15 protein-coding genes are annotated in these 22861 nt (G+C 67.2%); 5 read left to right on the forward strand and 10 right to left on the reverse strand.

What is annotated here, in order from left to right; all coding sequences use genetic code 11:
• Positions 1-53: 53 nt before the first annotated feature.
• Entirely contained in the window at positions 54-869 is an 816-nt protein-coding gene (locus tag M529_RS39425; RefSeq protein ID WP_021318777.1) for an ImuA family protein, read from the reverse strand.
• A gap of 245 nt (positions 870-1114) precedes the next feature.
• Between M529_RS39425 and M529_RS39430 the strand changes: the two genes are divergently transcribed.
• The 3 genes from M529_RS39430 to M529_RS39440 are packed head-to-tail and all read left to right on the forward strand — an operon-like array spanning position 1115 to position 7195.
• Positions 1115-4534 (forward strand): response regulator, encoded by a 3420-nt coding sequence (locus M529_RS39430; protein ID WP_021318778.1) that lies wholly within the window; start codon positions 1115-1117, stop codon positions 4532-4534.
• Positions 4519-5400: a CheR family methyltransferase gene (locus tag M529_RS39435; protein ID WP_021318779.1), complete on the forward strand. Its 882-nt coding sequence runs from the start codon at positions 4519-4521 to the stop codon at positions 5398-5400. The genes M529_RS39430 and M529_RS39435 overlap by 16 nt, the downstream gene beginning before the upstream one ends.
• Positions 5390-7195: a response regulator gene (locus tag M529_RS39440; protein WP_021318780.1), complete on the forward strand. Its 1806-nt coding sequence runs from the start codon at positions 5390-5392 to the stop codon at positions 7193-7195. The genes M529_RS39435 and M529_RS39440 overlap by 11 nt, the downstream gene beginning before the upstream one ends.
• Here M529_RS39440 and cobA read toward each other — a convergent pair.
• The 8 genes from cobA to M529_RS39480 form a co-directional block, all read right to left on the reverse strand.
• Positions 7192-7974 (reverse strand): uroporphyrinogen-III C-methyltransferase, encoded by a 783-nt coding sequence (cobA, locus tag M529_RS39445; protein ID WP_021318781.1) that lies wholly within the window; start codon positions 7972-7974, stop codon positions 7192-7194. The genes M529_RS39440 and cobA overlap by 4 nt on opposite strands.
• Positions 7961-10624, reverse strand: coding sequence for a nitrate reductase (locus M529_RS39450; protein WP_084491211.1), 2664 nt, complete (start codon positions 10622-10624; stop codon positions 7961-7963). The genes cobA and M529_RS39450 overlap by 14 nt, the downstream gene beginning before the upstream one ends.
• Positions 10625-10709: 85 nt before the next feature.
• Positions 10710-11066: a nitrite reductase small subunit NirD gene (nirD, locus tag M529_RS39455; RefSeq protein ID WP_021318783.1), complete on the reverse strand. Its 357-nt coding sequence runs from the start codon at positions 11064-11066 to the stop codon at positions 10710-10712.
• Positions 11063-13588, reverse strand: coding sequence for a nitrite reductase large subunit NirB (nirB, locus tag M529_RS39460; RefSeq protein WP_021318784.1), 2526 nt, complete (start codon positions 13586-13588; stop codon positions 11063-11065). The genes nirD and nirB overlap by 4 nt, the downstream gene beginning before the upstream one ends.
• 215 nt (positions 13589-13803) lie before the next feature.
• Positions 13804-15012, reverse strand: a complete 1209-nt coding sequence (locus M529_RS39465; RefSeq protein WP_021318785.1) for an alginate export family protein — start codon at positions 15010-15012, stop codon at positions 13804-13806.
• A 137-nt stretch (positions 15013-15149) separates the two neighbouring features.
• Positions 15150-16394, reverse strand: a complete 1245-nt coding sequence (locus M529_RS39470; RefSeq protein WP_021318786.1) for a nitrate/nitrite transporter — start codon at positions 16392-16394, stop codon at positions 15150-15152.
• Positions 16395-16618: 224 nt separating this feature from the next.
• Complete coding sequence (locus M529_RS39475; protein ID WP_031295136.1) at positions 16619-17833, reverse strand: CmpA/NrtA family ABC transporter substrate-binding protein; 1215 nt, start codon at positions 17831-17833, stop codon at positions 16619-16621.
• On the reverse strand, positions 17830-18411 hold the full coding sequence (locus tag M529_RS39480; RefSeq protein WP_021318788.1) for an ANTAR domain-containing response regulator: 582 nt from the start codon (positions 18409-18411) through the stop codon (positions 17830-17832). Before M529_RS39480 ends, M529_RS39475 begins: the two co-directional genes overlap by 4 nt.
• A 403-nt stretch (positions 18412-18814) precedes the next feature.
• On the opposite strand from M529_RS39480, the gene M529_RS39485 reads away from it, so the two are divergent.
• The gene (locus tag M529_RS39485; protein WP_021318789.1) at positions 18815-19597 is read left to right on the forward strand and encodes a transglutaminase-like domain-containing protein; all 783 of its coding nucleotides are present in this window, start codon (positions 18815-18817) and stop codon (positions 19595-19597) included.
• Between the two features lie 15 nt (positions 19598-19612).
• Here the strand turns inward: M529_RS39485 and M529_RS39490 are convergent, their stop codons facing one another.
• Entirely contained in the window at positions 19613-21784 is a 2172-nt protein-coding gene (locus tag M529_RS39490; protein WP_021318790.1) for a penicillin acylase family protein, read from the reverse strand.
• Between the two features lie 98 nt (positions 21785-21882).
• On the opposite strand from M529_RS39490, the gene M529_RS39495 reads away from it, so the two are divergent.
• Positions 21883-22851 carry an alpha/beta hydrolase gene (locus M529_RS39495; RefSeq protein WP_021318791.1) on the forward strand — a complete coding sequence of 323 codons (969 nt, stop codon included), beginning with the start codon at positions 21883-21885 and terminating at the stop codon, positions 22849-22851.
• Positions 22852-22861 lie beyond the last annotated feature (10 nt).

Here is a 22861-nt window from a genome sequence, read left to right on the forward strand (position 1 = left end):
CGCGCACCGGCTCGACCATGACCGCCGGGCCATCGCCGCCCGCGCGCCAGAGGTCAGGCCGCGCGATCCGCAGCCGATCGGTCGGCAGGAAGGGGAACCAGAGCGCCAGGTAGCGGCGCGTCGCCGCCCGCGCTTCCAGATCCGAAGTCATGGCGTTCATCGCGTCCGTCTCCAAAAACTCTCCGTTCCCTGTCCCACACCAGCCGCCAGGCCATGCCATCGGAACCCGACCGTCGGCGAAGCAGATGCAGATGGAAGGCGGTCATCCCCGGCGCGTTGCCGGGCAACGGGTCCGACGGGGCGGCCGACACCCTCCAGCGCGTCTCCGCCGCGCTCGGCACGGGCGCGCCGCCGATGCGGAGCAGCAGCGCGGTGACGCCGGAAGCTTCCGCCGCCAGCGCGAGCCGGCGGCTGGCGGTAAGATCCAGCAGCGGCGCCCGGCCGCGCAGCTCGATCACCAGCGCGCCCAGCGCGGGGCAGCGCAGCGCATCCACCGCCGCGCGCAGCAGCATCGCATCATCCGCCATGACGCCGAACAGCAGCCGGCCGGGATCGATCCCCAGCGCCGCCAGCCCCGGCCCATAAGGCACTCCGCCCGTCCGTTCGGCCACAGCACTGCGCAGCCACAACAGTGGCGACTCCCCCGCCGCCAGGCTCGCAAGCAAGATGCCAAGGCCCGCGGCAGCGCCTTCCTCCTCTCCTTCACCGAACAATTCGTGCACTCGCGCCCGCGCGAGGCCGCCGCCCAGCATCCGGTCCAGCGCGGCATGGCCCATCGCCACGCGCGGCGCATCCTGCACGGCTGGCGCTCGGTCCAGCGAGGCGATATGCCGCCGCAGGGCAGCGAGGGTCCTAACCGACTCGGTCATAGCATTGTTCCTGTTTTGTTCTTTTCTAGACAATGCGGAATGAAGTCAATCGTTGCAGCGGCTTCTTCCTCCCTTCTTCCGTCGCTTCGCTGTGAGCCGAGCGCCACTCTGAAGCGAACGGGAAAATGTTTCTCCTTCCTTGATCCAAATTAATGGATGGGAAGTAAGTTTTCAGCGACGCTTGATTCCGCGACGCAACACTCGCTAGGCGATGGCAGGGGTGCCATCGGGAGGTTCCGACCGCAATGACAGAAACGAGATCCGCCCGGTCCGGGCCGCGCTCCGACGCCCGGGCCGTGTTGGGCCTGATCGTCGGGCTGGCTTTCTTCCTCGTCAGTGGCGCGCTCGCCTATTCCAACGTGCAGACGCTGCGCGAAAGCGATCAGGCGATCCGCCACAGCCACAATATCCTCATCGCGCTCAACGAGCTTCTGTCCACTACGCAGGATGCCGAAACCGGGCAGCGCGGCTATCTGCTTACCGGCAATACTGGCTATCTGGAACCCTATCGGAACGCCGTCTCCGTATTGCCTGCGCGCCTCGACCGGCTGGCCGAGCTGACGCGGGGCAATGATACGCAGCAGGCCAATCTGCTGTTGCTTCGGCGCCATGTGAACGCCAAGCTGCAAGAACTGCGCGACAGTATCGAACTGCGCCGGAAGGAAGGCATCTCCGCCGCAGTCGCGCTCGTCATGAGCGGACGCGGCAAGGAGGAAATGGACGCCATCCGGACGCAGCTCGACACCATGGCGCGGGAGGAAAGCCAGCTGCGCCAGCTACGGGTCGAGGAGATGAGCGCCGCATCGCGGACCGCCACCACAACGGGTCTGGCCGCGGCGCTGCTCGGCATGGCGCTCACGGTCTCCGTCTTCATCCTGGTCCTTCGGACCAATCGCGCGCGCGCGCGACAGGCATGGTTGCAGGCAGGCCATCTCGGGCTCGCCGCCGCGATGCGCGGAGATCAGACGGTCGAACAGCTTGGCGAGTCCATCCTGGCATTCCTCGCCCGCTATCTCGGTTTCCAGGGCGGCGCCCTCTTCAAGGGGGAGGACGGCCTTTTCCGTCGGGTGGCGACGCTCGGCGTCCCTGCCGATGCCGACATGCCCCATCGCTTCGGGATGAAGGAAGGCCTGCTGGGGCAGGTGGCCGCCGAAGGTCGCGCACAGATCCTCCATGACGTGCCCGATCGCTATCTGACGATCGGGTCGGCCTTCGGACGCGACCAGCCCCGGCACCTCGTCATCGTCCCGGCCAAGTCCTATGACGTCGTCAATGCCGTGCTGGAACTGGGCTCCTTCGATCCGGTGGACGACGCCGCGCTGGAACTGCTCGAGGAAAGCGCCGCATCGATCGGCATCGCCCTTCGCTCCGCCCGCTTCCGCGCGCGGCTTCAGGACGCACTGGAGGAAACCCAGCGGCAGGCCGAAGAACTGCAGGCGCAGAGCGAGGAGCTGCGCGCCAACAATGACGAGCTGGAAACCCAGAGCCGGCAGCTGCAGGATTCCGCCGTCCGGCTGGAAGCGCAACAGAGCGAGCTGGAACAGACCAACATCCGGCTGGAGGAACAGGCGCGCCAGCTGCAGATCCAGCGGGACGACCTTACCCGGACCCAGGCATCGCTGGAGCGGCAGGCAGCGGAGCTGGAGCAGGCGAGCCGCTATAAGTCGGAATTCCTGGCCAATATGAGCCACGAGCTGCGGACGCCGCTCAACTCGCTGCTCATCATGGCGCGGCTGTTGGCGGAAAACCGCGCCGGCAACATGACAGCGGACCAGATCCGCCACGCCGAAACGATCGAGACGTCGGGCAACGACCTGCTGACGCTTATCAACGACATCCTCGACATCTCGAAGATCGAGGCGGGCAAGCTGGAGCTACGGCCCCAGCCGATGCGGATCGCTCCCCTGCTGGACAAGCTGCACGCGGTCTTCGCTCCCGCCGCGCAGGCCAAGAACCTGGCCCTCCGCCTGGAAGCGAGCGCCGACCCGTCGGAGATCGAGACCGACCCGCAGCGCGTCGAGCAGGTGCTCAAGAATTTCCTGTCCAACGCCATCAAGTTCACGGAGAAGGGCGAGATCGTCCTGACCGTCGGCCGCCATGCCAATGGACGTGCCGTTTTCACCGTGCGCGACACGGGGGTGGGTATTCCCGATGCGCAGCAACAGATGATCTTCGAACCCTTCCGCCAGGCGGACGGCACGATCAGCCGCAAATATGGCGGCACCGGGCTTGGCCTTTCCATCTCGCGCGAACTGGCGCGCCTGCTGGGCGGAGAGCTGGCGGTCGAAAGCAAGGTCGGCGAAGGCAGCGCCTTCTCCCTGCTGCTGCCCGATCGCTTCGATCCCTCGCTCAGCCAGATGCCAGCGCTTTCGCTGACCGACACCCCGAAACCGCTGGTTGTACCGGGATCGCCGCCGGCCCGCGTGGCGCGAACCCGGCCCGTCCCGCAGGACGACCGTGAGACGCTGTCGGGCGACGCGCGGCTGATCCTGATCGTGGAGGACGACCCCGTCTTCGCCCGCATCCTCTGCGAGATCGCACATGAGCAGGGTTTCCAGTGCCTGATCGCCGGCACCGCCGATGAAGGCGCATTGATGGTGCGGCAATATCTGCCCCATGCCGTCATCCTGGACATGAGCCTGCCCGACCATACGGGCCTGTCCGTGCTGGACCGCATCAAACGGGACGTGCGCACCCGTCATATCCCCGTCCACGTCGTTTCGGTCGACGACAACAGCCAGGCGGCCCTGGCCAGCGGCGCGATCGGCTATCTGTTCAAGCCCGTGAAGCGCGAGGCGCTTATCGACATGCTGGAGGGGCTGGAGGCCCGGATGTCGCAGCGCATGCGCCGCGTGCTGGTGGTGGAGGACGACGCCCAACAGGCCGAGAGCATCAAGCTGCTGCTCGCCTCGCGCGATGTCGAGACGCTGGAGGCGCATTCGGCCGCGCGGTGCGTCGAGATGCTGGGCGAGGACACGTTCGACTGCATGGTGCTCGACCTCAACCTGCCCGACGCATCGGGACTGGACCTGCTCGAACGGCTGAGCGGGGACGAGACCGTCGGCTTCCCGCCCGTCATCATCTATACCGGCCGCGAGCTCGACCCCGAGGAGGAACTGCGGCTGCGGCGCTATTCCAAGTCAATCATCGTCAAGGGCGCCAAGTCGCCTGAGCGACTGCTTGATGAGGTGACGCTCTTCCTCCACCAGGTGGTCTCGGAACTTCCGGAAACGCAGCAGCAGCTGATCGCCCGATCGCTCAGCCGCGACGAGGGGCTGGAAGGGCGGGAAATCCTTCTGGTCGAGGACGACATTAGGAACGTTTATGCACTGACGAGCATTTTCGAGCCCCATGGGGTCCACGTTCGTATCGCGCGCAACGGGCGCGAGGCGCTCGCTGCCCTGGAAAAGGCTGCGCAGGACCGGGCGCCGCCCGTGGACCTGGTGCTGATGGACATCATGATGCCGGAAATGGATGGGCTCACCGCGATGCGGGAAATACGCCGCCAGCCCTGGGGCATGTCGCTGCCGATCATCGCGCTGACCGCCAAGGCGATGGAGCAGGACCAGCAGGAATGCCTGGCCGCGGGCGCCAATGATTATCTGGCCAAACCCCTGGACGTCGACAAGCTGCTGAGCCTGGTGCGCGTGTGGATGCCGCGATGATGGCGGAGAATGAGCATTTCGGGGCCCGTGAGGAGCTGGAACTCGACCTGCTGCTGGAAGCGATCTTTCGCCACTATCACTACGACTTTCGCGGCTATTCGCGCGGGTCTCTGCACCGGCGCCTGGATCGTGCCCGACTGCGCCACGGCTGTGAGAGCCTGTCGCAGCTTCAGCATCTGGTTCTGGGCCAACCGGCGGTGTTCGCCGACCTTATGGGCTTCCTGACCATCCAGGTGAGCGAGATGTTCCGCGATCCCGCCTATTTCCGCGCCCTGCGGGAACAGGTCGTCCCGCACCTGCGAACCTACCCATCGCTCAAGGTCTGGATCGCCGGCTGTGCCAATGGCGAGGAATTTTATTCTCTCGCCATCCTCTTCCGCGAGGAGGGGCTGGAAGATCGCACGATCTTCTACTGCACCGACATCAGCCCCGCCGCGCTCGAAAAGGCGGAGGCGGGCATCTATGACGCCGAGCGGATCCCGCAATTCACTGAAAATCACCGGCTCGCCGGGGGCAAGGCATCACTGTCCGACTATTACACGGCAGCGTATGGTGCCGCAGTGTTCGATAAGACGCTGCGCCGCCGCGCCGTGTTTGCGCAGCACAGCCTGGCCAGCGACGAGGTTTTCGCGGAGGTGCAGCTGGTGTCCAGCCGCAACGTCCTCATCTATTTCGATCGGGAGCTGCAGGACAGGGCGCTGGGCCTGTTCGGGGAGTCCCTGGTCCGCGGCGGATTCCTGGGCCTGGGCGCGAAGGAGACGTTGCGCTTTTCCCGCTATTCCGACGCCTTTGCCGATTTTGATGGAGGCGAGAAAATCTACCGCCGCAACCTGCAGAAGCTGAAGGCCCTCGACCATGCAGCATGAACCGGCAAAGATTCTGGCGGTGGACGACGTCGAGGAGAATCTAACCGCGCTCGAGGCGCTGCTGGCGGACGAAGGCGTCGAGCTGATCAAGGCGCGATCGGGAATCCAGGCGCTGGAGCTGCTGCTGGTCGAGGATGTCGCCCTGGCACTGCTGGACGTGCAGATGCCGGTCATGGACGGGTTCGAACTGGCCGAGCTGATGCGGAGCACCGAACGGACGCGCCGAGTGCCGATCATTTTCCTCACCGCCGTGGGGACCGATGAGAGGCGGCGCTTCCGCGGCTATGAGAGTGGCGCCATCGACTATCTGTTCAAGCCGGTCGATCCGCACATGTTGCGCCACAAGGTCGCGATCTTCGTGGAGCTATTCCAGCAACGACAGGAACTGGCTCGCGAACGCGACCGGCACGCCGCGGCGCTGGCCCGGCTCCGCGCGCATGGGGACAATTCGCTGCTTGCGATCGTCGAACTGAATGCAGACCAGCATATCCTGTCCTGGTCCAAGGGTGCCGAACGGCTGTTCGGATGGCGCGCGGCCGAAGTGGCGGGATTCAGCGCGATGGATTTGAAGTGGCTGGACCCCAGCCAGCGCGGCGAGTTCGCGGCCCTGATGGAGGAAATGGTCGCCGACGCCCTCCCCCGCGCGACGCGCACGCTGCGCTTCCACACTGCCGAGGGTCTATCGGTCGACTGCGAATGCTATTGTTCCGCGCTCAAGGATGCGGGGGGCAGGCTGTTCTCGATCAGCCTCCAGATGCTCGACATCACGGAACGCAAGCGGGCCGAGGAGACCCAGCGCCTGCTGGTCGGAGAACTCAATCACCGGATCAAGAATACGCTGGCGTCGGTGCAGGCGATCGCGACCCAGACGCTCCGCCACTCGTCTGGCCCATCCGACTTCGCGCCGACCTTCATCGGGCGCATCCACGCGCTGGCCAGCGCTCATTCGCTGCTGAGCGGCGCCACCTGGCAAGCGGCGGGGCTGCGCGAACTGGTGGAAGGGCAGATGTCTATCGGCGCGATCGACGGGGATCGGCTGGAGGCCGAGGGCCCCGATGTCGACCTGCTGCCCGAACCGGCGCTGCACCTGGCGCTGGTGCTCCACGAACTGGTGACCAATGCGCACAAATATGGCGCGTTGTCGGTGCCGGGGGGCAAGGTCCGGCTGCACTGGAAGCTGGCTGGCGACCGACTGGTGCTGGAATGGGAAGAAAGGGGCGGGCCGCCGGTTGCCCCGCCCACCCGGCGCGGCTTCGGGACCGCCCTGATCGAGCGCAGCCTGCGTGCCGACGGCGGCAGCGCGGAGCCGCACTACCGGCCGGAAGGGATGGGCTGGACGCTCAACCTTCCCTATGCCGTCGGTGCCCGCTTCCGTGTCCAGGAGCCTCCGGCCCGGCGCGGACAATCCGCGGCACCGAACGCGCCCCTGTCCCTTCCAGGACTGGCGGGCCGGCGCCTGCTGCTGATCGAGGACGAACCGCTGATCGTCTTCGAGCTCACCGCCATTCTGGAGGAACGCGGCGCGGAAGTGGTCGGATCGGTCTCCACCGTCGAGACCGCGCTGGAAAGGGTGGGCCAGGGCGGCTTCGACGCCGCGCTGGTGGACGGCAACCTGCAGGGTCAGGCGGTGGACCGGATCGCCCACGCGCTGGCAGCGCAGGATATCCCCTTCCTGTTCGTAAGCGGCTATGGCAGCGAGCATCTCCCTCAGGTCTTCGGCAAGGTCACCGTGGTCGAAAAGCCGTTCAAATCCGGCCACCTCGTCGAGGCGGTCGCGGACCTATGGCAGAGCTAACCGCATTGGCGTTCGAGTTCCGGAACGCGCCTCTTCTCCCCGGCGCCGCCGACCGCCTCGCCGATCAGCAATAGCGTCGGATCATCGTCGCTCACCGCTTCCGTCAGGAAAGCGAGGGCGCGCAGCTTTCCCCGGATCAGCCGTTCGCCCGGTAGTGAGACGTTGACAGCCACCAGCACCGGCGTATTGGGATCGCGTCCGGCGGCGATCAGCCCGCGCGAGATCTCGCCGGCCGCAGCGCGACCCATATAGATGCCGACGGTGCCGCCCGGTCGGGCCAGCGCTTCCCAGTCCAGCATGAGCGGTTCCCCGGAGCGCAGATGCGCCGTCACCAGTGTCAGCCCGCGGGCGACGCCCCGCAGGGTAAGCGAGGCGTGACTACTCGCCGCCGCCGCACTCGCCGTGGTGATGCCGGGACAGATGCGGACTGGGATGCCGGCCTGCGCCAGATGCGCCATCTCCTCGGCGGACCGTCCGAAGATCGAGGGATCGCCGCCCTTGAGGCGCACCACCCGCCTGCCCGCGCGCGCGGCGGTGAGCAGCAGGTCGTTGATGCTCTCCTGCGACTTGCTGTGCCAGCCGGATCGCTTACCGACGCTCACAAGCTCCGTGCCAGGTCGCGCCAGCGCCAGCACGCCCGGTCCCACGAGCGCATCGTAGAACAGGATATCCGCCGCAGCGATCAGCCTCTCGGCCTTGCGGGTCAGCAGGTCGGGATCGCCCGGACCAGCGCCGACCAGCCAGACCTGGCCGGGATTGATGGGCTCATTCGGCTGCAAGCAGCGTCTCCTCCTGTATCTGGGCCAGGATGCTGGCAAGCGCGGGGCGGCAGGACCCGCAATTGGTGCCGGCCCCCAGCGCCTGACCGATGGACGGCACGTCGACCAGTTTCTGCGCGCGGATCGCGGCCATGATTTGGTGCAGGCCGACGTCGAAGCAGACGCAGACGGTCGGGCCCTTGTCCGGCTGGCTGCCAGGTCCGCGCGCGGCAAGGACCGACGCCCCCACCGATTCCGCCTCCAGCTGCCCGATCAGCCAGTCACGCGAGGGCAGCAGGCCGGTGCGGGTGACGAACAGCACGCCTGTCAGCCGGCCTGCGGTGATAATCGCTGTCCGCCGCGTGCCGCGCGCTGCGTCGATCGCCTCAACCCGGTCGCCCCTGGGCAGGCAGGCCTCCAGCCGGGCGGGATCGCCATTGCCGGCGATTTCGTAGAGCACCCCGTCCGGCACGGCGATCCGCGTTGCCCAAAGGCAGGGGATGCGCGCCGGCTGGTGGCCGCGCAGGATCAGGAAGCCGCGCCATTCGGTGGCGATGCGCTCGACCCGGGCGGGTGTGGATTTGAAGCCCGGCTGGCCCGAATGCGGATCGACCAGGGAACGCGGCAGCAGGCCGGTGCGGCCGCCGCTCGACTGCTGGTCGGTCCAGTGAATCGGCGTGAAGATTTCGCCGGGGCGCTGCCCTTCGCTGATCCGGGCGCGGAACAGGCTGTCGCCCTGCGGTGTCGCCACACGTGCGAGGTCGCCGTCCACGATACGCAGCGCCTGCGCATCCTGCGGGTGCAGTTCGACCAGCGGCTCCTCACGGTGGCGAGCGAGCCTGGGCGAAAGGCCGGTGCGGGTCATCGTGTGCCACTGGTCGCGGTAGCGGCCGGTGTTGAGCGTCAGCGCCCAGTCACGCAGCGGCCGCTGCACGTCAATCTGGCTCACCGGCACCAGCCGTGCCCTGCCGTCCGGCGTCGAAAAGCGCCCGTCGGCAAAGGGCGTGCCGCCCCAGCGAAAGGGCTCCATCGCGTCATAGGCCTCGTTGCCGATCGTCGCATGGCTGCGCAGGTCGAGCAGGCGTGCGCCGTCATTCTGATAGGCGGTGAGGCGCGCATGCTCGCGCCAGATATCGGCCGGCCGCTCATAGGCGAAAGCGTTGCGCCAACCCATGCGGCGGGCGACTTCCTTGACGATCCACCAGTCGGGCCGGGCTTGGCCGGGGAGCGCCATGAAGGGGCGCTGGCGACTGATCGTGCGGTCGCTGTTGGTGACGGTGCCGTCCTTCTCGCCCCAGGCGGCGGCGGGCAGGCGGACATGGGCGAAGGCGCTGCTGTCGGTGTCGACGATCACGTCGGAGACGACGACGAAGGGGCAGGCCGCCAGCGCTTCCCGCACGCGGCCCGCATCGGGCAGCGATACGGCGGGGTTGGTGGCCATGATCCAGAGCGCCTTGATCCGGCCCTCCCCGATCGCACGGAACAGATCGACGGCCTTGAGGCCCGGCCGCGTCGCCATCGTGGGTGCGGCCCAGAAGCGGCCAACCCGCGCCACATTTTCCGGCGCGAAGTCCATATGCGCGGCGAGCGTGGAGGCGAGCCCGCCGACCTCCCGCCCGCCCATGGCGTTGGGCTGTCCGGTGATCGAGAAGGGCGCCGCGCCCGGCCTGCCGATGCGGCCCGTGGCAAGGTGGACGTTGATGATGGCATTGACCTGATCGGTGCCGCGGATCGACTGGTTGATGCCCTGACTGAACAAGGTGACGGCGCGCGGGGTCGCGGCGAACAGCTCGTAGAACTGCTGGAGCAGGGCCGGCGCGACGTCGCAGGTCCTGGCCGTGGTCCAGACATCATGGGCTGCGCGTACATGCTCCCAGAAGCCTTCCGGCGCGCTGACATGATCGGCCAGGAAGCCGGGGTCGGTGACGCCCGCCCGGTCGCACCAGGCGAGCAAGCCGTTGAACAGCGCCACGTCGGTCCCCGGCCGCAGCGGCAGGTGCAGGTCGGCGCCCTCACAGGTCTCCGTGCGTCGCGGGTCGATCACAACCAGTTTAGTGCCCCGCTCTGCCCTGGCGGCCTGGATGCGCTGATAAACGATCGGATGGCACCAGGCGGTGTTGGAGCCGACCAGCACGATGAGATCGGCTTCGTCCAGATCGTCATAGCTGGCGGGTACGATATCCTCGCCGAAGGCGCGATTGTGGCCGGCGACCGCGCTCGACATGCAGAGGCGCGAGTTGGTGTCGATATTGGCCGAGCCGATGAAGCCCTTCATCAGCTTGTTGGCGACATAATAATCCTCGGTCAGCAGCTGACCGGACACGTAGAAGGCCACGCTGTCGGGTCCGTGGCGCTCCACCGCGTCACGAAAGCGCTTCGCCACCAGGTCGAGCGCCTTGTCCCAGCTAGCCCGCTTCTGCCCGACCATGGGGTGGAGCAGGCGCCCGGTCAGCCCCACTGTCTCGCCCAGATGCGTGCCCTTCGAACAGAGCCGCCCGCCGTTGGCGGGATGCGACTCATCGCCCCGGATAAGGACGGAGCGCGGCCCCGTCGGCGTCGCGGAGATGCCGCAGCCGACGCCGCAATAGGCGCAGGTGGTGCGTACTTCACCCCTCCCCCCTTCAGGGGAGAGGGTGCCGAGCGAAGCGAAGGCAGGAGAGGGCGATGTCACCTCACACCCCCCTCTCCTCGGCCTCGGCAGGAGGCACGTGACCCCTGCCGTCCCCTTAAGGGGATAGGGAGATTGTCACGCGCCCTCACGCCGCCTTCTTCCCCAGTACCGCCTCGCGCAGCAAGAAGATCCGTCCGGCGTCCAGTTTCAGTGGGATCGTCGGCACACAGCCTTCGTCGTTGCCCAGCGCGTGGCCGGTCTTCAGCGAGATGTTCCAGCTGTGCAGCGGGCAAGTGACGACGCTGCCATGGACAATGCCTTGGCTCAGCGGCCCACGCTTGTGCGGGCACGCATTGACGAGCGCGTAAAACTGGTTGTCCAACGTGTGGAAGATCGCGATCTCCTCCCCACCGCGCACTGGCAGGGTGCGGGCGTGGCCAGGCGCGATCTGGTCCACAGGGCCGATGTCCAGCCATTCCCCGACGGCGTTCGAATGAGTCATGCGACAGTCTCCAAGGGTCGGACTTCGGCCAGATGCTGATGCAGTTCCGCCTCGTCGCCCGCGGCGCGCCTTGCCCACGGGTCTTCCTGGGAGAAGCTCTGCGAATAAAGGAAACGGCTGCGCAGCGCCTCGCGGCCCGCTTCGTCCTCGACGATCCGCTGCTTCACATAATCGACGCCGACGCGCTCGATCCAAGGCGCGGTGCGCTCCAGATAGCGGGCTTCCTCGCGGTAGAGCTGGATGAATGCGGCGCAGTAATCCAGCGCCTCCTGCTCGGTCGCGACCTTGCAGAGCAGATCGGTGGCGCGGATATGGATGCCGCCATTGCCGCCCACATGCAGTTCGTAGCCCGAGTCCACGCACACCACGCCGAAATCCTTGATCGTCGCCTCCGCGCAGTTCCGGGGGCAGCCCGAGACCGCAATCTTGAACTTGTGGGGCATCCACGATCCCCAGGTCATCCGCTCGGTCTTGACGCCAAGGCCGGTCGAATCCTGCGTGCCGAAGCGGCACCATTCGCTGCCGACGCAGGTCTTCACCGTACGCAGCGACTTGCCATAGGCATGGCCCGACACCATGCCGGCGGCGTTGAGATCGGCCCAGACGGCGGGCAGGTCCTCCTTCCTGATGCCGAAGATGTCGAGCCGCTGGCCGCCCGTCACCTTGACCATCGGTGCATTGTACTTCTCGACCACGTCGGCGATGGCGCGTAGCTCGCGCGGGTTGGTCAACCCGCCCCACATGCGCGGCACCACCGAATAGGTGCCGTCCTTCTGAATATTGGCGTGCATCCGCTCGTTGACGAAGCGGCTCTGCTGGTCGTCGACATAGTCGCCCGGCAGCGCGCAGAGCAGATAGTAATTGAGCGCCGGTCGGCAGGAGGCGCAGCCGTCGGGCGTCGACCAATGCAGCTTGTGCATGGCCTCCGGGATCGACCGTATTCCCTGCGCCACGATCTCTCGGCGGACATCGTCATGGGTGAAGCTGGTGCACTTGCACAGGGTCTTCGGCCCGGACTGTACGTCGTCACCAAGGGTCAGCGCCAGCAGCGTTTCGACGAGCCCGGTGCACGACCCGCAGCTCGCCGAGGCCTTGCAGCTGCCGCGCACCGCGTCGAGGCTTCCATTGCCTGCTGCGATGCAGGCGACCACCTGGCCCTTGCTGACGCCGTTGCAGCCGCAAATCTCGGCATCGTCCGAGAGCGCCGCAACGGCAGCCTTAGGGTCCAGCGCGCCCCCTCCGGAGGCGCCCAGAGCCGCATAGGCCTGGCCGAAGATCAGCAGGTCGCGGATGGCGCTGATGTCCTCGCCCTTCTTGAGCAGTTCGAAATACCAGCTGCCGTCGGTCGTGTCCCCGTAGAGCACGGCGCCGACGATCCTGTCGTTCCTGACGACGACGCGCTTGTAGACGCCGCGCGAGGCGTCGCGCAGCACGATGTCCTCGCATCCCTCCCCGCCCGAAAAGTCGCCGGCAGAGAACACGTCCAGCCCCGCGACCTTGAGCTTGGTCGAGGTGACCGACCCCTTGTAGCCCGTGTGCCGGTCGGTCAGTCCATCCGCCAGGCTGCGGCACATGTCCCACAGTGGCGCGACCAGGCCATAGACATTGCCGTCATGCTCGACGCATTCGCCGACCGCCAGCACGTCCGGGTCGCTGGTCACCATGTGGTCGTCGACCTTGATGCCGCGGCCGACGTCCAGCCCCGCCTCGCGGGCCAGCGCGACCGAGGGGCGGATGCCTACGGCCATGACGACCAGGCTCGCCGGGATCTGCGTGCCGTCCTTCAGCCGCACGCCTTCGACCTTGCCGTCGCCATAGATCTCTGCGGTATCGGCGCCGGTCAGGATGGTCTGGCCGCGGCCTTCCAACGCGGTCTTGAGCAGCCATCCCGCCGCTTCGTCGAGCTGGCGCTCCATCAGCGTCGGCATCAGGTGGATCACGGTCACCTTCATGCCGCGCAAGGTCAGGCCGTGCGCGGCCTCCAGCCCCAACAGGCCGCCGCCGATCACCACCGCATCACCACCCCTGGCGGCGGCCGCCAGCATCATGTCGACATCCTTCATGTCGCGGAAGCTGATGACGCCAGGCAGATCCTTGCCGGGCACCGGGATGATGAAGGGATCGGAGCCGGTGGCGATCAGCAGCTTGTCATAGCCGACTGTGCGGCCCGAAAGGCTCGTGACCGTCTTGGCCGCCCGGTCGATCGCCGCCACCGGTTCGCCCGCGATCAACTCTATGCCGTTGTCCGCATACCAGGCGCGGTCGTTGATGACGATGTCCTCAAAGTCCTTCTCGCCCGCGAGCACCGGGGAAAGCATGATGCGGTTGTAGTTCACATGCGGCTCCGCGCCGAAGATGGTGACGCGGTAGCGCCCCGCATCCCGCGCCAGCAGCTCCTCGACCGCGCGGCACCCGGCCATGCCGTTGCCCACGACCACCAGATGCTGACGCACGTCGGCCGACGGGACGATCATGTCATCCCCGCCATTCGCCACCGGATCGATCCCGTCGTGAAATTCCATCCCTCGTGCCTTTCGGAAAAGAAAAAAGCCGCCATCCGGACCCACGGTTCGAAAACCGAAGGTCTGGATGGCGGCCTTGCCATCAATTGCGCCTGGAGGATCCGTCCGTGAATCCTGTCGGCTATGGTTGGAAGGACAGCGTCGTCCTTTGCAGTGCAGCATAAGCCGATTCGCGGATCGGCTCAAGCCTGTAAGTATCTTCGAAGCGTGCCGTCTCAATAGGTCCAGTCGAGCTGAAGCCACAGCTTTTCCGTGTCGGTCGCCAGCGCCTTCGCGTCATAGCGGGCGTAGCGGACCGAAAGCGCCGTCTTCCTGACCTTCGCCGACGCGATCAGGTTCCATTCGTCGCCATAATGCTGGTCCAGCCGGTCGCTTACGAAGCGGTGCCAGGTCGCGGCCAGCGCCACCGCGCTGAGCGGCCCCAGCCTCTTCCAGCCATAGCCGCCGCCGACATAGAGATCGCGCACGCCGTTGGGCGGCGTGGTCAGAAACTTGTCGGCCCAGCCCTGGAACTTGAAATTGGTGCCGAGCGGCGTCTGGAAGCTGGTGAGGGCCGTGCCACCGTCCGCGCCGAGCACCTCATAGCCGGCGTTGAGCTTCCATCCCTTCACGTCAATGGTCGCGTCGGCCAGCCAGTAATCCGCCGAATAGTCGTTGGGGTTGGCGCGATAGTCGGCCTGCTTCGCGTAGCTGAGCTGCCAGGCGAGGCTTACCCCCTTGGCGAGTGGCCGCGCTCCCGCCAGCCGCGCGCCATAGGTCTGGCTCGACAGGCGATAGCCCTGCGCCGCGGCCTCGTCCTGGTCGACCAGATAGGCGAAGCCGGTGAGCGTGCCCGCGGGTGTCGCCCAGGAAAGATTGGCGAAGACGTTGTCCCCGCTGACCGCCTGCTGCCGCGCGCCTGCGCCGTCGATCCCCCATATCGTGCGCACGGACCAGGCATAGGCGACGTCCAGCTTCAGTCCCTTGGCAGGAGAAAGTTCGGCGCGCACCGCGTCGAAGGTCTGTGCATTGTCGCGAAAGGCGACATTGCCGACGAAGCGCTCGTCGTCGAGCGCGATCCGCTGCCGCCCGGCGGTCAGCGTCACCGCCTTCGCTTTGTACTGGAGCTGCGCGAGATAGAGCGCGACATTCTGCGGGTCCGCGACGATCGGCCGGGTGGCAGCGCCGTTCAGGCCATCATAATAGTCGTCGACCATCGCCAGGGTGCCCTGGCCGACGACGGTAGCAGTCAGCGGCCCGTTGCTGGCGGTGACGCCGGCGCGAAGGCGGGCGGTCAAGGCGCTGGCATCGTCGTCGGGCAGGCCATCCTGCCGGACATGCTCGTAGCGCAGCCGGGCCTCGGCGACGGACTTGAGGCTGATCTGCTGGGCGCAGGCCGGCCCAGCGACGGCCAGCGCGACCGCCGATGCGAGAAAAGTTTTCATGGAATGATCGTCCCCCCTTTAGGACGAGTGGGCTGCCAATCTCCGGCCAGTGCTCCGGCGAAAGCTGGAGCCCAAGGTTCCAGGCACGGTGCCAGGAGGCCCTGGGCTCCTGCCTCGCAGGAGCACAAAGCCTGTCTTCAGATGCGCGCGGCGGTGGTCCAGGTGGCGCGCCACTTGCCCTTGATCAGCGCCAGGCCGGCGAAGGCGAGCGCCGCGAGCCCCGCGAAGATCAGGAAGCCCGGCGCGAAGCTGCCGGTGAACTGCTTGGCGATCCCCAGCGAGGAGGCGAGGTAGAAGCCGCCGATGCCGCCCGCCATGCCGACCAGGCCAGTCATGATACCGATCTCCGCCTGGAAGCGCTGCGGCACCAACTGGAAGACGGACCCGTTACCGGTGCCGAGCGCCAGCATGGCAAGGATAAAAAGGCCGAGCGCGGCGCCCAGCGTGGTCGCGAAGGCGACTCCCGCCAGCGCCAGCGCGGCAACGACATAGACCATCATCAGCGCCTTGATGCCGCCGATCCGGTCGGCCAGCGCGCCGCCCATCGGCCGGACCAGCGACCCGGCGAACACACAGCCGGCGGTGGCATAGCCGGCAAGGACGGGCGTCAGCCCAAACTGGTCTGTGAAGTAGATCGGCAGCGACGCGGCTAGGCCGACGAATCCGCCGAACGTCACCGAATAGAAGGCCATGAGCCACCAAGCGTCGGCCAGTTTAAGGGGCTGGAAATAATCGACCAGCTTCTTGGGCGCGGGTGCGTTGGGCGCGTCCTTGGCCATCAGCATATAGGCGACGAAAACGATGGTGAGCGGGATGCAGGCGAGGCCCAGCACCGCGTTCCAGCCGAACGCCTTCGCCAGCATCGGCGCGAACAGCGAGGCGAGCACGGTGCCCGAATTGCCCATGCCGGCAAGGCCCATCGCCTTGCCCTGATGCTCGGGCGGATACCAGCGGCTCGCAAGCGGCAGCGCGATCGCGAAGCTGGCGCCCGCAAAGCCCAGGATCACGCCCAGCGCCAGCGTGCCCGCGAAGCTGTCGATGCCGGTGAACCAGGCGAAGAACAGCCCGCCAATGACGATGACCTGGCTGATCGCACCCGACAGCTTCGGACCGATCCGGTCGACCAGCAGGCCGTTGACGACGCGCAGGAAGGCCCCCGCCAGGGTCGGCGTCGCGACCATCAGGCCCTTTTCGGCGGGCGTCAGCATCAGCGTCTTGGAAATGGCCGGGGCGAGCGGCCCCAGCAGCACCCACACCATGAAGGCGAGGTCAAAATAGAGAAAGGCCGCTATCAGCGTCGGCGCATGGCCGGCCTTCCAGAAGCTGGTCGCGGCGGTCGGCCTGTCGGCCTCGTCCTCGGGATTCCAATAAGCGGTTGCCATGATATGTCCCCCCATTCAATGCGAAATGGACACGAAAAAAGCCGCAGGCCGGACGTCACCCTGGGGTGAGCCCGGTCAGCGGCTTTGCTGCGAAAATCGGAGAGGATGGCGTCCCGGCCTTGGGAGGCACATCCATTTAGCGCGCTTCGTCGCGCGACTCCGATATCATCTCGCGATTCGCGTCATGTTGCAAGGCACAAAATTCGAGTACCCCGCGTCGGATCTTATCGTGGTGGCGGGAACCCTGCCAGAAAGTCGTCCAGCCGCTCCGGGTCGAAGACGCGGCCGTCGAAGAAGCGGTCGGGGCCGAGCGTCAGTTCGCCCCGGCGCGAACCGACGGCCAGGGGCAGCTCGACTGCGCCTTCCAGCTTCATGCTCGCCCCCGGCATCGGAACGTCGCTGTCCGCCAGCGCGCGGCGGAAGACATCCGGACGGAACACCGCCGCCGCCTGCGCGGCATGGGCGGGCGAATGGTCGACCATCCCCCAGCGCACCAGCTGCGAATAGATCCACAGCGCCTGGCTGCGCCAGGGGAAGGCGGTCGCCTCCCGGGAAAAGAGCATGAAGTCGGGGCTGGCGAGCGGCGGATCCCCCGCACGGGCCACGACCCGCCCATCCAGTGCGCGTAGCAGGAGGTCGGCTGGCTGGTCGACATAGCGCGGGCCGGACAGCAGGTGCGCCAGCGCCTCGTGATGGGCCGGATCGTCGCACCAGGCGGCCGCGCGGGCCAGCGCGCGTAGCAGGCGATCGACGGGGTCGGGATTTTCTTCCAGCCAGCCCGTGCGGAAGGCCAGCACCTTTTCCACCCCGCGCCGCCAGATGCGCTCGCCGATGGCCACCGCTTCGGCAAGGCCGGCATCGATCGCCGCGCTGCCCCAGGGTTCGCCGGCGATGAAGCCGTCGATCTCGCCCGCCGCCATCGCCTCCACGGTCAGGGAGGGCGGCAGCACGCGAAGCAGCACGTCGCGGTCGGGGTCGATCCCGGCGCTTGCCAGCCAGTAGCGCAGCATGATGGCATGGCTGGAAAAGCGGTGGACGACGCCGATCACCGGCTTGCGCTTCCAGAGGCCGATGGCGGCGGCGAAGTCATGCGCCGTACCCAGGGGATCGGCGAGGCGGGCCGCAATGTCCGGCTCCAGCGCCCGCGCGAAGTCGTTCGCCATCACCAGCATGTTGCCGTTGACGTTGAGCTTGTAGGGCGCGGCGAGCGCGGCGGGCTGCTGGCTGAGCCCCAGCGTCACCGCGATGGCCAGCGGCGCCAGCATGTGCGCGGCCTGCACCTGGCCGAACACCAGCCGGTCGCGCAGCGTCGCCCAGCTCGTCGTGCGCACGAGGTCGATCGCCAGCCCCTCCTCCTCCGCGAAGCCGCGCTCGCGGGCGACCGCCAGCACCGCGGCATCCGTCAGCGGCAGGAAGGCGATCTTCAGGCTGGTCATCATAGCCCTCCTCCCAGCAAGTCGCTGGCCGTTATCAGCGCCTGCGCCACATCCACGATCTTCTTCCCCTGGTTCATGGCGCTCGACCGCAACAGGGCATAGGCTTCCTGTTCCGACAGGCCGCGCTGGTTCATCAGGATCGACTTTGCCCGGTCGATCACCTTCCGATCGGCCAGCGCCGTGCGGGCCTCCTCCAACTCCGTCTGGATCTTCGCGAAGGCATTGAAGCGGCGCACCGCCAGCTCCAGCACGGGCTTCACCCGCTCCTTGCGCAGACCATCGACGACATAGGCGGAAACACCCGCGTCAATCGCCGCTCCGATCATCGCCTCGTCCGACTGGTCGACGAACATCGCGATCGGCCGGGCGAGAGCCCGGCTGACGGTCAGCATCTCCTCCAGCGTGTCGCGACTGGGACTGCCAAGGTCCATCAGCACCACGTCGGGCGCCATGCGCTCCAGCCGCGCGACGAAGGCGCCGCGCGGCGGGACGATATGGATGTCGTCATAGCCCGCCTCGCGCAGGCCTTCCTCCAGGACCGTCGCCCGCAAACCGCTGTCGTCGATAATGACGATTCTCATCCTGCCATGCCCTGTCGCATCAGCGGCAAATCGCGCGTCTTCTCCTATGCGTCAATGATGGGCGCGGAATATCGCGGCAGTCTCGTTGTTCCGGGCGCGCGTGTTGCGCAGCAATCTTCGGGCCGCCAGGGAAGATATCTGGACCTTCGCATCGAATGCCGTCACCTTCGGCGGATGGCGGCTTCAGGACGGTCATTCTGGGCGGCTGCGCGCTGGCGGCTTTGTTCTACTTCCCGCTGTTCTCCGCCCTGACCGGGATGGGATCCCGACGGCAGCCGGACCGCATGATCCGCGCCCGTCTTTGGCGCGCGACATTTGGCTGCGAATCAGTCAGGATGGGTCCGCCAGCCTGAGACGAGGGATGCCGTCCGGCAACCGGGGCGCAGCAGCGGAAAGGAAATGCGTGCGCCTCTCGATCGAAGCCGTGCTGGACTATGCGTTCAGCGAACCCACCGACGTCCTGCTTGCGGTGGAAGCCGCGCAGCTGCCTGACCAGCAGATCATCGAGCAGTCCCACATCATCGACAATGCCGGACCGCTCACCAATCTCGTCGGCGGCAGCGCCATCGGCCGGCGCACCTGGACCCGCAGCGGAGTCGGCCAGATGGTCAGCCGCTACCGGTCGGTGGTGGACGTGGAACGGGCGGCTCCCGACCTCGGTAGCCTTTCCCGCTCCCCGCTGCCCAGCCTTCCCCGCGACGTCCTGCCCTTCATCTGGCCCAGCCGCTATTGCGAGGCGGACCGTTTCGGCAGCTTCGTGTCGGGCCATTTCAGCGGGCTGGACGGTGGCCCGCTGGTACAGGCACTGTCGGACTGGGTGCGCGAGAATCTGCAATATGTACCGGGCAGCTCGAATGCCAACACCACCGCAGCCGACACCTTCGTTGCGCAGCAGGGCGTGTGCCGCGACTATGCGCATCTGACCGCCGCGCTGGTCCGCTCGCGCGACATCCCCGCGCGGCTGGTGTCGGTCTATGCGCTCGATCTCGACCCGCCCGATTTCCACGCAGTGGTGGAGGTGTGGCTCGACGGCGCCTGGCATATCGTCGATTCGACCGGCATGGCGCCGGTGGAGGGGATGGCGCGGATCGCGGTCGGCCGCGACGCCACCGACATCGCCTTCATGACCGTCTTCGGCACCGCGACGATGAACTGCCAGTCGATCCAGGTGACGCGGCTCGACTAGCGGCGCCGCTTTCCCTCACTCGCCCGGTCGATAAGTCCGCTCGACATGGCCGGCCAGTTCATCGGGGTGGAAATAGACCTGCCGCAGGTCGCCCTCCCGATAGCGCTGGACCTGGTCGCCGAAATGGGGCGAGGCGGGGTCGCCGCTTTCGCCGCCGACGCTCACTGCCTTCGCGCTCACCCGCTTGCCAAACTCGACCGCGGCCAGGAAGCTGTTGCCGCTCGTTCCGTACCAGCGGCGCGTGCCGGGATAGGCCCTGGCGCCGAAGGAGGCGAGCGAGCCCCAGCGGGCCGACGGGAAGGGGATGGCAATGCTCGGCCCCGCATCGGTGAACTTCTGCTCGATCGCGCCGGTCAGCCGCTGGTAGCGGTTGATCTCGCCCCATGGCGTGCGCCAGTCGCCAAAGTCCTTCTCCAGACGGCCGACGACAGCCTCCAGCAGGGCAAGGCGGGTTTCCGCCGGGGCGGCAGCCATGCGGTCATAGGATCCCCGCGCGTCGCCGGGCCGGTTCTTCAGCGTCCACTGGCGCAGGTCCTCCGCCCAGAGGCAGGCGAGGCTGTTGGGGACGGAGGCTGCGCTCCAGCGATAGTCCCAGCCGCGCAACGCCTCGACGGGAGCGGCCAGCCGCGCCTTGTGCGCGTCGCCCGCCGGAAGCGCGTCCCAGGCGCGCACCAGATCGGGGATCAGGGTGGCGAAGGCGGGCTGGTAGCTGTCGAACGCGGCGGCGATCATGCCGTCGGGCGTGAAGGTCTTGCCGGCGCCCAGCAGCATCACGGCATGCTCGCCGCGCGGATTCTCACCCACCATGTCCATGTAGCGGGGAAAGGCGGACGGCTTCAGGCTGCCCTTGCCGGCAACCGACCAGGGGGCGTTGTTGGTGTTCTGGACCCAGCCGCTTGCCGGGTTCACGACATGCGGCACCTTGTCGAGCGGCGTGAGGCCCTTCCAGTCGGTCGCCGGATCGCTGCCGTCGACCGGCTTCGTATAGTCGAACCGGTCGTCGCGCAGCGGGACGAACTGCGGATGCAGATAGGCGATCGTGCCTTTGGCGTCGGCGAAGAGCGTGTTGTTGGAGGAATTGGCCCGGCGCTCCGCCACGGCCATGAAGGCGCGATAGTCCCGGGCCTTGGTGCGCAGGAAAGACTGCTCCAGCGCTGGAATCGGCTTGTCCATCATGGCGAAGGCAACCCACTTGCCATCCTTCTCGCCGATCACCGGCCCATGATGGGTGGCATAGGTGGTGAAGGTCCGCCGCGCCATGCTGCCGTCGGCGGCGCGATAGGACAGGGTGATGCGGGAGGAGACGACCGGGCGCTCCTCCTTCCCATAACGATAGGTGAAGCCACCATCCGCCCGGCGCGTGACGCTTTCCAGAAACTCGTCCACCGCGTCCACCGTGCTCGACGTGTGCATCCAGCCGGCCGTCGGGTTGAAGCCCTGGTAGATGAAGAACTGGCCCCAGGTCGCGGCGCCATAGGCGTTGAGGCCGGCATCGCTCGTCATCTGCAGCTCGGAGCGGAAGAAGAAGCTGGTGTGCGGGTTGATCCACAACAGCGCATGGCCGCTGGCGCTCTTGCCGGGCGCGATCGCGAAGCCGTTCGACCCGCGCGGCTCCGGATCGGGATCGGCCATGGCGACCGGCTTGCCGTCGGGTCGGCCGTAGAAAGCCTTGAGCCCGTCGAGCGGGATGCGCTCTATGTCGCCGCCGATGCTCCCTTCGGTGAAGCTCAGCGCCATCCAGGGTTCGAACCGGGTGATGACGCGCGGCTTCACGGCCGGATGGGTGGCCAGATAATAGTTGAGGCCGTCGGCCCAGGCATCCATCAGCTCCCGGAGCCAGGCGGGGCTTGCGGCGTAGGCGGTCTTGAGCTTTGCCGGGTCCATGTAGAGACGCGCCCGCAGATCCTGCCAGATCGCCCCCTCCCCTTCCGCCTCCGCGGTACGGCCGAGCGCCGTCAGGTAGTTGGCCTCGATGCGCGGAAAGTCGTCCTCCGCCTGGGCGTAGATCATGCCGAACACGGCGTCCGCGTCGCTCCGCCCGTGGACATGGGCGATGCCCCAGTCGTCGCGCTGGATGGTGACGCGCGCCGCGCGCGCCTGCCACACGGCGATGCCCTGGGGCTGGCCGGGCGAGGGTTGCGCGAGAAGGAGGGCGGGGACGAGGGCGAGCAGATGGACGGGTCTCATGGCGCGGCAGCTAAGCGGCAAATCCGGCGCTTGTCACGCCCTTCCCTTCGTCCCCTGACCGCAGCTATCTTGGCGGAAGGCGAGGAAGGGAGAACGGGATGAGGACGATGGTCGCGGCGTTGCTGCTCGGGGTCGCGTTGGCCAGCCCCGCGGTAGCGCAGCCGGACGGAAAACGGCTGCCGGGCGACTATCCGCTGGGCTCCGATTCCCTCGTTCACGCCGATGTGGCGCATGGCAGGCTGGAGGGGCCGTTCGAATTCCACGCCGCCGCCTTCCCCGGCACGGTGCGCCGCTACTGGGTTTATGTCCCCGTCGGCTACGACCCGGCCCGTCCACCCAACCTGCTGGTGTTCCAGGATGGCCAGCGGGCGACCAACCCGGCCGGATCGCTGCGCGTGCCCGCGGTATTGGACAACCTCATCGCGAAGGGCGACATCCCGCCGACCCTGGGGGTGTTCGTGACGCCCGGCAATCTTTCCGACCATTATCCGCCGAACCTGGGCATGAGCAATCCGGACCATCGCGCGGCAGAATATGACGCGCTCGATGACAGCTATGTGCGGATGCTGACGCAGGAGCTGCTGCCCGAGGTCGCGAAGCGCTGGCGCTTTGCCGATGCGCCGGAGCGGCGCGCGATCGGCGGTACGTCCAGCGGCGCGATCGCCGCCTTTACCGCCGCTTGGCTTCGCCCCGACGCCTTCGGCAACGTCATCAGCTTCATCGGCAGCTACACGTCGATCGGCTATCGCCCGGCGAGCGGCGCGATGCCGATGGTGCCGGGCGGCGACCTCTATCCGACCCTGATCCGCAAGAGCCCGATCCGCCCGATCCGGCTGTTCCTGCAGGACGGCAGCAACGACCTCGACAATGAGCATGGCAACTGGTTCCTCGCCAACCAGCAGATGCTTGCCGCGCTCAACTGGGCGAACGCCCATGCTGACGAGCAGGGCGACAAGGGGCCGCGCTATGCGGTGCGTCACGCATGGGGCGACGGCGCGCATTCGGACGCCCATGGCGGCGCGATCCTGCCCGACGTGCTGCGCTGGATCTGGGGCAAGACCAGATAAGGCGCGGGCC

It is taken from the genome of Sphingobium ummariense RL-3, from assembly GCF_000447205.1.
Classification (GTDB): Bacteria; Pseudomonadota; Alphaproteobacteria; order Sphingomonadales; family Sphingomonadaceae; genus Sphingobium; species Sphingobium ummariense.

Excerpts from the sequence above, each read along its gene's own strand:
- M529_RS39425 (WP_021318777.1), bottom strand. The coding sequence starts at position 869 with ATGACCGAGTCGGTTAGGACCCTCGCTGCCCTGCGGCGGCATATCGCC.
- M529_RS39465 (WP_021318785.1), bottom strand. The coding sequence starts at position 15,012 with ATGAAAACTTTTCTCGCATCGGCGGTCGCGCTGGCCGTCGCTGGGCCG.
- M529_RS39490 (WP_021318790.1), bottom strand. The coding sequence starts at position 21,784 with ATGAGACCCGTCCATCTGCTCGCCCTCGTCCCCGCCCTCCTTCTCGCG.
- M529_RS39495 (WP_021318791.1), top strand. The coding sequence starts at position 21,883 with ATGAGGACGATGGTCGCGGCGTTGCTGCTCGGGGTCGCGTTGGCCAGC.
- M529_RS39430 (WP_021318778.1), top strand. The coding sequence starts at position 1,115 with ATGACAGAAACGAGATCCGCCCGGTCCGGGCCGCGCTCCGACGCCCGG.
- M529_RS39475 (WP_031295136.1), bottom strand. The coding sequence starts at position 17,833 with ATGATGACCAGCCTGAAGATCGCCTTCCTGCCGCTGACGGATGCCGCG.
- M529_RS39440 (WP_021318780.1), top strand. The coding sequence starts at position 5,390 with ATGCAGCATGAACCGGCAAAGATTCTGGCGGTGGACGACGTCGAGGAG.
- nirB (WP_021318784.1), bottom strand. The coding sequence starts at position 13,588 with ATGGAATTTCACGACGGGATCGATCCGGTGGCGAATGGCGGGGATGAC.
- M529_RS39470 (WP_021318786.1), bottom strand. The coding sequence starts at position 16,394 with ATGGCAACCGCTTATTGGAATCCCGAGGACGAGGCCGACAGGCCGACC.
- nirD (WP_021318783.1), bottom strand. The coding sequence starts at position 11,066 with ATGACTCATTCGAACGCCGTCGGGGAATGGCTGGACATCGGCCCTGTG.
- M529_RS39480 (WP_021318788.1), bottom strand. The coding sequence starts at position 18,411 with ATGAGAATCGTCATTATCGACGACAGCGGTTTGCGGGCGACGGTCCTG.